Annotated in this window: 12 protein-coding genes; 3 read left to right on the forward strand and 9 right to left on the reverse strand. The window is 31.9% G+C overall.

Annotation, left to right across the window (positions count from 1 at the left end; genetic code table 11):
- The first annotated feature begins 103 nt into the window (after positions 1–103).
- Together K8B81_RS13400 and K8B81_RS13405 are read left to right on the forward strand one after the other, a co-directional pair.
- Positions 104–2149 (forward strand): ATP-binding protein, encoded by a 2046-nt coding sequence (locus K8B81_RS13400; protein WP_223682102.1) that lies wholly within the window; start codon positions 104–106, stop codon positions 2147–2149.
- Positions 2139–2831 (forward strand): response regulator, encoded by a 693-nt coding sequence (locus tag K8B81_RS13405; protein WP_223682103.1) that lies wholly within the window; start codon positions 2139–2141, stop codon positions 2829–2831. The genes K8B81_RS13400 and K8B81_RS13405 overlap by 11 nt, the downstream gene beginning before the upstream one ends.
- Before the next feature lie 81 nt (positions 2832–2912).
- On the opposite strand, the gene thiL is transcribed toward K8B81_RS13405, so the two are convergent.
- The 5 genes from thiL to K8B81_RS13430 form a co-directional block, all read right to left on the reverse strand.
- Positions 2913–3959: a thiamine-phosphate kinase gene (gene thiL / locus K8B81_RS13410; protein WP_223682104.1), complete on the reverse strand. Its 1047-nt coding sequence runs from the start codon at positions 3957–3959 to the stop codon at positions 2913–2915.
- Between the two features lie 113 nt (positions 3960–4072).
- The gene (locus K8B81_RS13415; protein ID WP_223682105.1) at positions 4073–4513 is read right to left on the reverse strand and encodes a VOC family protein; all 441 of its coding nucleotides are present in this window, start codon (positions 4511–4513) and stop codon (positions 4073–4075) included.
- 163 nt (positions 4514–4676) lie between these two features.
- Positions 4677–5231, reverse strand: a complete 555-nt coding sequence (locus K8B81_RS13420) for a hypothetical protein (protein ID WP_223682106.1) — start codon at positions 5229–5231, stop codon at positions 4677–4679.
- 248 nt (positions 5232–5479) lie between these two features.
- On the reverse strand, positions 5480–5950 hold the full coding sequence (locus K8B81_RS13425; RefSeq protein ID WP_223682107.1) for a hypothetical protein: 471 nt from the start codon (positions 5948–5950) through the stop codon (positions 5480–5482).
- 358 nt (positions 5951–6308) lie between these two features.
- Positions 6309–7202 (reverse strand): LysR family transcriptional regulator, encoded by an 894-nt coding sequence (locus tag K8B81_RS13430; protein WP_223682108.1) that lies wholly within the window; start codon positions 7200–7202, stop codon positions 6309–6311.
- 81 nt (positions 7203–7283) lie between these two features.
- On the opposite strand from K8B81_RS13430, the gene K8B81_RS13435 reads away from it, so the two are divergent.
- A complete protein-coding gene (locus K8B81_RS13435) occupies positions 7284–7904 on the forward strand; it encodes an FMN-dependent NADH-azoreductase (protein WP_223682109.1) in 621 nt (206 codons plus the stop codon).
- 71 nt (positions 7905–7975) lie between these two features.
- Here the strand turns inward: K8B81_RS13435 and K8B81_RS13440 are convergent, their stop codons facing one another.
- The 4 genes from K8B81_RS13440 to K8B81_RS13455 form a co-directional block, all read right to left on the reverse strand.
- Positions 7976–8245: a hypothetical protein gene (locus K8B81_RS13440; RefSeq protein ID WP_223682110.1), complete on the reverse strand. Its 270-nt coding sequence runs from the start codon at positions 8243–8245 to the stop codon at positions 7976–7978.
- 303 nt (positions 8246–8548) lie between these two features.
- A complete protein-coding gene (locus K8B81_RS13445) occupies positions 8549–9358 on the reverse strand; it encodes a hypothetical protein (protein ID WP_223682111.1) in 810 nt (269 codons plus the stop codon).
- Between the two features lie 262 nt (positions 9359–9620).
- A complete protein-coding gene (locus K8B81_RS13450; RefSeq protein WP_223682112.1) occupies positions 9621–9998 on the reverse strand; it encodes a hypothetical protein in 378 nt (125 codons plus the stop codon).
- 296 nt (positions 9999–10294) lie between these two features.
- A complete protein-coding gene (locus K8B81_RS13455; protein WP_223682113.1) occupies positions 10295–10450 on the reverse strand; it encodes a hypothetical protein in 156 nt (51 codons plus the stop codon).
- Positions 10451–10617: the final 167 nt, after the last annotated feature.

Here is a 10617-nt window from a genome sequence, read left to right on the forward strand (position 1 = left end):
CTGTAATTCATTTAAATATAGAAAGGACCGTCTAAATTAGACGGTCTTTTTCTTTATGTCTAATGTATAGTTTTGTATTTTTGAGTAAATTTTTAAGACAGAATTGAAAAAAAACTATCTGATATTACTTCTATTTTTTATTGGCTGTACAAAGCAAAATGAAAACACTCGTGTGTCCAGTCAGTCCAGAGATAGTCTTGATCTGTATTTGTCATTGGCTAACGAATACAAACTGCCCGTCGCGATAAAGCAAAAATACAATCAAAAAGCTTTTGAAGTCATTATGAGTCAGCCCGATGATTCAATGAAAAGGGTAAATCTTTTTAAGGTGGCCAATCGTTATTTTAATATGAGGGATTGGAACAATTATAATAAAACCGTTAAAATTGTATTAGAGAAAGCTGAAAAAGCAAAGGATTCGGTTTCAATGTCTAAAGCTTATATTTATTTAGGGGATTATTACAGCTCTCAAACATCTTCAGACAGTGCATTTGCCTTTTATTATAAAGCCGAAAAACTGTATTTAGCAAGTAATGACTATTATAATTTAGCTAAAACAAGACTTAGCAAAGCTTTACTGCAATATAACGAAGGAGATTTTTACGGCAGTGAGAAGGCTATTTTCAATGCCTTAAGGGTCATTAGGGGGAAAAACAATAATGATATTTTATATGAGGCTTATAACCTGCTTGGAATTCTATACAATGAATTAGGCGAGTATGAAAAGGCGATTGAATTTCATAATAAAGCGATTGCGAGTATAGATGATAAGATCATTCCGGCTGAATTCCAGTCAAAAGCAACGTCATTAAACAACCTTGGATTCGTATATCAAAACCTTAACGATTACAAAAAAGCTAATTTTTATTTTCAGGAAGGATTAAAAGAAAAAAACCTCTTTAATCAAAAACCTGAATTGTATGCCATTCTTATGGATAATTTAGCGTATTCGCAGTTTAAACTAAATCAAAACAAAGAGCTTCCCGGTTTATTTTACAAGGCACTCAAAATAAGGGATAGTTTGAAGCTGACAGCAGGTATAACAGCGAGTAAAATGCATTTATCTGAGTACTTTGCAGCAAAGAAAGATACGGCTAAAGCTTTACACTATTCAAATCAGGCACTTATAGTTTCAAAACGCACTAAAAATTATCGTAATGTACTGGCCGCTTTGAAGCAGTTATCTTTAATTCATCCCAAAAAAGCTTCAAAATTTTCAGAAGATTATATTCGCATAAATGACAGTCTGCAAATGGCTGAACGTAAAATGGGGGATAAGTTTACCCGAATAGAATATGAAACCAATGAAATAAAAAGCGAAAATTCGAGTTTAGAAATACAGAACAGGACTTTGGTGTATGTTTTTTGTGTTCTTTCACTGATAGGTTTGTTTTTATACATTTACAAAACACAGCAGGCAAGAAACAGGGAATTGCTTTTCAAGCAGCAACAGCAAATTGCAAACGAAGATATTTATAATTTGATGATTTCGCAGCAAAACGCAATCGAAACTATGCGAATCAGGGAAAAGAAAAAAGTAGCCCAGGAGCTGCACGATGGAGTTTTAGGAAGAATGTTTGGTGTCAGGATCAGTTTAGACAGCCTTGATAAATTAGATGAAGAAACTGCTGCTGATAAAAGAAAAAAATACCTGCTTGAATTAAAAGAGATTGAACAGGATATACGGGAAATTTCGCATGATCTGAACAAAGAAAAATCCGGGTTGATTAATAATTTTGTTGCGATTCTGGAAAAGTTATTTCAAAATCAAATCAATACATTCAATACCAGACTGGTTTATAACATTGATTCGAATATCAAATGGGACCTGGTAAGCAATGTCGTCAAAATTAATTTATACAGAATAATTCAGGAAGCACTTCAGAATTGTAACAAATATGCAAAGGCAAAAACAATTACTGTTGAATTTAAAAGTGAGATCAATTATTTAGTTTTATCAATATCTGATGATGGAATAGGGTTTAATACCCATAAAACCAAAAAAGGGATCGGACTGCAAAATATTGATTACAGAACAGCAGAATGTGACGGAAATGTCGAAATAAACTCGGCAAAGGGGGAAGGAACTGCTATTTTGGTAAAGATACCAATAGATCAAAAAATAAATAAAATTCATAATGAAAGCTGATTTAACACCATCGCTTAAGCAAACAAGCAATATTTTAATTGTAGACGACCATCCGTTTATTATTGAGGGTTATAAAAATGCTATAACACGTTATAATCCTGAAACCCATGAATTTTTGATTTCACAGGCCAAAGATTGTAAATCGGCTTATGAAATTATTACCAACCCTGAAACTATTCCTTTCGATATCGCATTTTTAGACATCAGCATGCCTGCTTATGATGAAAAAGAAATATTTTCAGGAGAGGATATCGCAAAACTAATCCTGGAATACATGCCAAACTGCAAGATTATCCTGCTGACCATGTATACCGAATTGCTCAAAATTAAAACCATCATCCGTACCATACAGCCCAATGGCCTTATTATTAAAAATGACCTGACGTTTGATGAATTGCTTTTTGCTTTTGATAAAGTAATGAAAAGCGATAAATATTACAGTCAGTCTGTTCAGAAAATGCTCAATCAGTCACTTCATAATGCTATTGAAGTTGATGAATTCGATAAACAGATTTTATTTCATTTGTCTAAAGGGACTTCTGAAGAAGAAATGCCACATTATATTCCTATTTCTATCAATGCTATAAAAAGAAGAAAAAAAGGACTTAAAGAGCTCCTCAAAATAAAAACGGATTCAGACGATGATTTGGTAAAAGAAGCCAAAAACAAGGGACTTTTTTAAAGTAAAATCCAAAAAAATAAAAATTCCAAATTCCAATATTTTGTATGGAATTTGGAATTTTTTTATTTGAAATTTTTAAAATTACTCACTCAGGGCATCCCAGCCACGAGCTTTTAAAGCGATTTTAGTATTCGCCCTTGTTACCAGATGAATTCCTTCACTTTCATCTGTCATGTGGCCAATTATGGAGAAGTTTGGATTTCCTTTTATTTTGTCAAAATCATTAATGTCGATTGTAAAAAGCAATTCATAATCTTCACCGCCATTAATGGCAACTGTTGTGCTGTCAATATTAAATTCTTCGCAAGTCGAAATAAACTGTGGATCCAGCGGCAATTTATCTTCGTATAAATTACAGCCCACTTTTGACTGTTTGCACAAATGAATGATTTCAGATGAAAGTCCGTCTGAAATGTCAATCATTGAGGTTGGTTTAATTCCCAGTGCATGTAAAAGAGTTCGGACATCTTTTCGGGCTTCCGGTTTTAATTGTCTTTCAACAAGATATGTGTAAGGATCCAAATCTGGCTGATTGTTTGGGTTTACCTGAAAGACCTGTTTTTCGCGTTCCAAAACCTGCAATCCCATATAGGCAGCGCCAATATCTCCGGTTACAACTAACAAATCGGTTTGTTTGGCACCGTTTCGGTACACAATTTCGTCTGCATCAGCTTCGCCAATTGCCGTGATGCTGATAATTAGGCCTTTTTGAGATGAGGTCGTATCACCGCCAATAACATCTACTTTATATTCATTTGCAGCGCGTGTAATTCCTTCAAACAACTCCTCTAAGGCTTCCAGTGGGAAGCGGTTCGAAACGGCTACAGAAACCGTTATTTGTGTTGGTTTGGCATTCATGGCACAAATGTCGGATACATTTACCACTACAGATTTATATCCCAAATGTTTCAATGGCATGTATGCCAGATCAAAATGTACGCCTTCAATCAGTAAATCGGTCGAAACCACTACTTTTTTATCCTTGAAATCAAGGACAGCTGCGTCATCGCCAATACTTTTTAAGGTCGATTCTTGTTTTACATCAAAATGTCTGGTTAAATGTTCAATTAAACCAAACTCGCCTAATTGCGCTATACTGGTACGTTGTGGGTTTTTATCTTCGATCATGTTTCTATTGCTTTTGGTTTTACCAAGGCTGCAAAGGTACGAAGTTGAGGATTAATAACTAAAATGGAGTTCGATTATTAATTTGAATCAGGAATATTTGGCTTTTTTTTCGCTTAAATAGTACCGTTGTAATTTGGGTCAAATTCTACTATCCATTCGATACCAAATTTATCCCTGAACATCCCGAAATACGAACCCCACGGACTATCGGCAATCGGCATTTCTATTGCTCCTCCGGCTGAAAGACTGTTAAATAATTTATCTGCTTCTTCTTTGCTTTCTGCAGTTATGGAAATTTTGCTTCTGTTTTCATTCTCGTTTACTTTTCCTAAAAAATCCGGAACATCATTTCCAATCAGCCTGTTGCTTTTACCGATAGGTAAAGAAATATGTAAAATCTTATTTTCATCATTTTGAGCTACCGGAAAATCCGGACCGGCTAAATCCTTTAAACGGACTACTTTTGAAAATTCCCCGCCAAATGCAGCTCTGTAAAATTCAAAAGCTTCGAGAGCATTGCCATTAAAATTAATATGTGGATTGATAAGTGCCATAGTTTTATGTTTGATAGTTGTGGTTTATTTTATGAGGCTTTGTAATAATGTTTCGTCTTTTTTACTAAAGAATTTTGGTGCTGGCAAATGTCTCTGACTTGCGATATTTTTAAATTTTATTGAAATAGCAATCAGGCAAAACCGCTGTTGATTTTCAATACTTTTAATCTTCTATTCGTTCGTATTCTAATGTTTTCAAAATAGGATCAAAACTTGCGATAACAATAATTGCAACGTATTCTCCATTTTTAAAATAGCTTTCCCTTATAAATTTATCATTCCAACAATAATTGGAAATAATGATTTTGTTAGTATTTTCATTGTGAACGCTTCCTCGATTCAGAAGCCAACTTTCTTTAGATTCCTTAAAATCAGAAGCATCTTTAATCTCAAGGACGATTCGGAAAAAATCAGCATCTGAAATTTTGAGTTTTGTTTTTTGAAATCTTTCTGGAAATCCAACCACTGAATTTTCTAGTATTTCAAAATCTTCATTTAAATTTATCTTCGCATTTTTGAGATCATTTTTCACATCAGATTTAGAAATTAAAAGCTCATCTAAATTATTAATAAAAAGACAATATAGGACTAGTGAAAGTATTGGTAATGAAATTAAGAATCCAATTTTAGCCTTACCTTTTCTTTTAAAAAAAGAAATGATAAGTACAGCAATAATTGTCAAAATCAGCAGTATAATTAAGCCGTAAATTATTATCATTCCCATTTTTTTCGTTGTATCTATAATTCGTTTGTTTTAAATCTGGTGCTCGTTTGCAACAGAGTATCTGTTTACTTATAGAAAACTAAACAAAGCGTTTGTAACGCGGCTATTTAAATAAATTGGCTATATAAAAATCTTTAAGGGAACTTTTCAGTTAATAACCACGTTATAAACGCTACGACTTATCTTTCTAATTTATGTAGGTACTCGTTGCAGTAGCTGTTAGCGGAAGTTTTTTATGATAGTTATTCCTTTTTAAAATAAAGTTGTCCATTATATTTTCTCAAAATTGGTTCAAATGCTTTAAATGCTATTCCTTGAGGACTGCTTTTTGATTTAGTATAGCTCCAATCAGTCCATTCCAACTGAAGATTTGATAAACTACTTCCAAAAAGAAGATAGTTACACCTTGGACGAATGGAAATTATAGAGTCTTTGAAAGAAACTGCGAGATTATATTTATACCCACCAGTTGAAGTTCTTTCATTTGTAGTTAAACTTAGAAAATCTTTATCCTTTGTTGCAAATGAAAAACCTTGTTCAATCAAGAACTTTCCAAATTTTACAAAATTCTCTTCTGCAGTTTGATTTTCGATAATCAAAATTACATTGTCGTTTTTCACTGGAATAGTACTTTGGGCAATCAAAGTATTTACACTGCTAAGGAAAAAGAATGTATATAAAAACAATTTGCTAATTAAATTTCTCTTTTTCATTTAAATATTTATTAATTTTTGGCTTGTCCGTTTGAGTAAAATTTCCGCTAATTCGCCTATCTACCCAAATTTAGGTGTATATACGAATGTTTGTTTCGTATTATTTCTTCAAATATATAAAAATAATAATCTCAACCTTACAAAAATGTTCTTGTGTCCGCGTGAAGGATGGAAGCAGGTTACCGAAGTAACGCGGACAGCCTGACAGTATCCCGGTAAGTGGGCGAATAATCATACTGTGAGTTAGCCCGCTTATCGGGATGGTGGCACGCCCAAATTTTTATCGTCATACTAAAACGAGCACCAGATGGCGTTGCTAATATTTATACTAATATTAGTTATGTTCTTAAAAACTAATTCAATAAGGTGGTAAATTAGCCTCTTTCATCTTCTCTATAAAAATGTTAATTTCTTTCAGGTTATTATTCTTCAGCTTGAACGAATAAAATAGTTTTTGCTCTATTATTTTAGAAGACTTAATGGGTGTTTTAATTAAATTTTTGTCTAACTCTTCATCACATAAATGTTTAGGAACTATACTAAATCCGCTATTGTTTTTTAAAGCTTCTATGATGTCCAGATAAGAGGGCAATATATATCTTGGGACTATTCTGGGACTGGTATTAAATCTGGAATCCCAGAACTTTTTTATATCATTTTGGTTATTGTCATAGGTAAACCAGGTTTGCTTTTGCAGCCATGTGATGAATTGGGTAACATTTTTTTCAATATTCTCCGGAATAACAATAGAATTGGAGCAGATTAATTCTAACTCTTCATTCTTTAAGTATGTGAATTGGTGGTCGTAAGTATCGTGTTTTTTTATTCCAGCCAATAATTGAATTTTTTCCATTTCAAGAGCTTCAATCAATTCTTTTTCATTTCCAAAATGGATCACTATATACATGTCAAAAGTATAAATATGATGTATTAATTCTTTCCTGAAAAAGTCTGTAGTACAGCCTATTGTTATCGCAGATCGTTGTTTTTTTGCTCTTTGACCTGAATAATATTCTACTTTTTCTAATTCACTTAATGGATTATTGATTTGTGAATATAAAAATTTTCCATATTCGGTAGGCGCTAATTTCCGGGTAGTTCTTTCAAATAGTTTTTTTCCAATATGGCTTTCCAGAGCAGATAAATGTTTACTAACTCCAGGTTGCGTCATATTTAATTTTTTTGAAGCTTCTGTTATATTTTTACATTCATATATAGCGCTGAATGTTCTCAACCATTCTAAATTAATCATAACAAATATTATAAATAGGCAAACAAAAATAATTAAAATTATTAATGTGTTGACTCTATATTTGTAAAAAAAATAGAACAAATGACAAAAACATTAGTAATAAATTACACCCCTAGAAAAGGCTCTTACACCAAAATTTTATTTGATGAGTTTGTGGAACTGGCAAAAGGAAAAACAGAAATGAAACATTTAAATTTAACTGAAACCCCACCAGAATTATTATTAGAGAAAAATTTGAATTTAATAATGGAATGGAACATGGGTAAAAGAGACTTTTCGGAGACAGAACTCTTAACGCTGTCTAATCATCACAAACTTATAGAGGAAGTTATTGCAGCTGATAATATTGTATTGGCTTTTCCAATTTACAATTTTTCAATGCCGGCAACAGTAAAGGCCTGGGTAGATGCTATTGTGGTTAGTGATAAGACATTTTCTTTTAGCCCTGAAACAGGTTTTAGCGGTCTTTGTAAAGATAAAAAAGCTTTATCAATAGTAGTTAGTGGATTCGATTATAATAATTCCGGTACTATCAGGGAATTTGCTTCCTCTACACTAAAACAAAATTTTGATTTTATGGGCATCTCTTCAGAACAGATTTCGGCTTTTGGGGTTGACCAAAACAGAGACCAATTAGATTCAATTCTTGAAAAGGCGAAACTGGAAATAAAAACTTTGATTGACAGATGGTTTCCAAGTTAATCCTGCTATTTCAGTATCCCGCTCTCCATCTGGTGCTCGTTGCAAAGAAGCACCAGATGGAGATTTTCTATTCATGATTTGTTTTCTGCTTCATGAAATTCTTTAAGTATTTTTAAATTTTCACTATAAAAATAGTTGTAGTTTGCTATTACTTCTTCTTCATTTTTTTGAATTGTTAGTTCTCCAGTTTCAATGCTTTTTACTTGTTTGAGGGAAATACATTCGTTTTCTAAATAAATTGATTTAGTGTCAAAAGTGATTTTTTTAAATTTTAATATCTTTTTTATAAATACAAAATACAAAAAGATATTCAAGCCTAAACAAGTCAAAATTGCACTCATTTCATTTATAATTACACTGTAAATTAGAAAACCCAGGAATCCAATTCCGATTATATAAATTACATAAACAAAAACTTCGCCTAAAGTTGAAGTTAAATTATATTTTTTCGATATCATTCTGCTTTTGTGAATTTTCTTTTAGTGGTAAATTTTCTCCTAAACTAGGATAGAACGTTAGGACGCTTCACGACGTTGCCGATAAGCGGATTGAGTTCTCTCTGCCAAGATAAAACTTTCTTTGTGAAAACAAACGTCAACTTACCGAAATCTCGGCAATATCGATGAAACCGCAGTTGTACGCAGTTATTCTCGCATTATTCTTTTATGATAAATATGCTGAAAATTTTCAAAATGGGTTTTAACTTTTTCAATAGTTTCATGCTTCAAATTCGGGTTGAAATATCCTTTTCCAAAATCTGAGAATTTAACTGAACAGCTATCCATTACATATTCACCCATTGTGTTTTTACTTAATCCAAAGCACAAAAGATTCACATACTTTGGGACATCTGTTGAAATTAATCTTTTCATTTGCTGATCAGCAGAATACCACTGAAAAGTATCCATTTTGACTTTGACAAGATAATCTTCTAATGTTTTACCTTTAGCAATTTTTTCATCACCATTTGCTGGAATTGTACAAAAATCTATTTCCCATTTTTCATGGTTGAGTAGAGGTTCTGTCATTGAAATATGCATCAATCCTACAAAAGGAAATCCATCACTAATCAAACCTTTCAATTGAGTTAATCCTAATGAATTTGCATTTCTTTGTGGCTTTGCTCTTGTAGGTCTTACAATTTTAACTTCGCATGCACCTGTTCTTTCGAAGAGTATTTTTTCTTTCGTGAACGGAATAATTACCAAATCAAAATCTCCAGGTTTTTCATTTTTATCAAAACCTAAATCCTGACGCAAGACATTTGTCGCTATATATAAGCCCTTTATTTCTAGATACTCCTGAATTTCTAAATCTGGAGCTACAATGGAATGTAAATGTCTTAAATCGTAAAACTTACCATCTTTCCAGTTTATTAAGACATCAATTGCATCCTTTTCCTCTAATTCGAGTTTTTCTCTATCAAAACTTTCTTGGTAATTTTCATGATTCATTACAGGTAAATTTATTTCGAAATATTCTGAAGCGTCTTTATAATTATTGCCAACGTTCCGGCGCTTGGCGAGGTTGCGAGCTTCGGAACTGATTATTTTCTGTTAAACATAAAATTTTCTTGCGAAATCTAAACGTGAATTTACCACAAAATTCGCAATCTTGCCAAACGCATGTTGTACCTCGTTGTTTTATTTAGTTTGATTTTTTTGTCAATTTATTTTGGGATTGTATAAAAAAACCGCTAATAATGATAGCGGTTAGTTATTTTGTTTTTAAGACTATTAAGTCAAAATACATTAATCTTGTGTGTAAATTTTCATTTAAAATAGGTTTTAAACTTAATTTTTTTCTAAAAAAGTTAATAATTTTTTCTCTTTTTGAAAGATTAAGTTTTAATCCGGCATATATTTTTTCTTCGTCCTCATTATCAAATAAAAATTCAAAACCATTTCTTTTGTAATAATTTATAGGTTTTTCTTTATTATATGCATCAACAACAATATATCTACAACCTGTTTTGTTTTTATCATTAATAAACCAATATTTTATGAAGTCCATGCATTCATCTCCAGCTCTTTTATCTCTGTAATTTACATCGACACCTAATCTGCCGATTAAAACTGCAGGGTAAGAACGCATTTTCTTTTTTTGAGGTATTTTACGTTCTAATTTGTTTTTCTTAGGTTTAGGAATAAAATTTGTTTTAATGCTGTCATTTGAAACAGAAAAAGAACAAACTATTGTTGATGGGTCAGAAATTAACGTAAAACAATAACTTTTCCCAAGTAGTTTTTGTGAATATGCTTCACAATCATTACTGAAAAAATCATCTAAATCATTGTCGCCACAAGAAAAAGATTTACAAGATTCTAAAAGTACTTGGTTTAAAGGGACAAGTGTGCATTCGTCTGCGAGAAACCCCAAATTTAAAATGCTTAAAGGTTAGCTTTCTCAAGTATTTTCTTAGCAACAGCAGACTGAGCAGAAAAATCAACAGTGTGTTTTTTCGCTATAGCATCTTCAGCTTTCTTATTAAAGACTGAAGCTATTTTACCTTTAAGAACTGGTATTTGTCTAATTGCAATTGCCATTATAAATTAATTTTATACAAAAGTAAAAACAAAGAGAGTTTAATAGCAATATAATCGATATTATTTATTGATCAAGAACTGCATCTGTAATTGGTTTAATCTATTTGATTCTTTGTTTTTAGAGGGGTGCTTTTTTTTTTTTGAGGTACAACTTATTTATATACGAA

This window comes from Flavobacterium hibisci (assembly GCF_020026925.1).
In the GTDB taxonomy this organism is placed as follows: domain Bacteria; phylum Bacteroidota; class Bacteroidia; order Flavobacteriales; family Flavobacteriaceae; genus Flavobacterium; species Flavobacterium hibisci.

What these genes read in the sequence shown, in the direction of transcription:
- K8B81_RS13405 (WP_223682103.1), top strand. Translation starts at nt 2,139, where the DNA reads ATGAAAGCTGATTTAACACCATCGCTTAAGCAAACAAGCAATATTTTA.
- thiL (WP_223682104.1), bottom strand. Translation starts at nt 3,959, where the DNA reads ATGATCGAAGATAAAAACCCACAACGTACCAGTATAGCGCAATTAGGC.
- K8B81_RS13415 (WP_223682105.1), bottom strand. Translation starts at nt 4,513, where the DNA reads ATGGCACTTATCAATCCACATATTAATTTTAATGGCAATGCTCTCGAA.
- K8B81_RS13420 (WP_223682106.1), bottom strand. Translation starts at nt 5,231, where the DNA reads ATGATAATAATTTACGGCTTAATTATACTGCTGATTTTGACAATTATT.
- K8B81_RS13425 (WP_223682107.1), bottom strand. Translation starts at nt 5,950, where the DNA reads ATGAAAAAGAGAAATTTAATTAGCAAATTGTTTTTATATACATTCTTT.
- K8B81_RS13430 (WP_223682108.1), bottom strand. Translation starts at nt 7,202, where the DNA reads ATGATTAATTTAGAATGGTTGAGAACATTCAGCGCTATATATGAATGT.
- K8B81_RS13435 (WP_223682109.1), top strand. Translation starts at nt 7,284, where the DNA reads ATGACAAAAACATTAGTAATAAATTACACCCCTAGAAAAGGCTCTTAC.
- K8B81_RS13440 (WP_223682110.1), bottom strand. Translation starts at nt 8,245, where the DNA reads ATGAGTGCAATTTTGACTTGTTTAGGCTTGAATATCTTTTTGTATTTT.
- K8B81_RS13445 (WP_223682111.1), bottom strand. Translation starts at nt 9,358, where the DNA reads ATGAATCATGAAAATTACCAAGAAAGTTTTGATAGAGAAAAACTCGAA.
- K8B81_RS13450 (WP_223682112.1), bottom strand. Translation starts at nt 9,998, where the DNA reads ATGCGTTCTTACCCTGCAGTTTTAATCGGCAGATTAGGTGTCGATGTA.
- K8B81_RS13455 (WP_223682113.1), bottom strand. Translation starts at nt 10,450, where the DNA reads ATGGCAATTGCAATTAGACAAATACCAGTTCTTAAAGGTAAAATAGCT.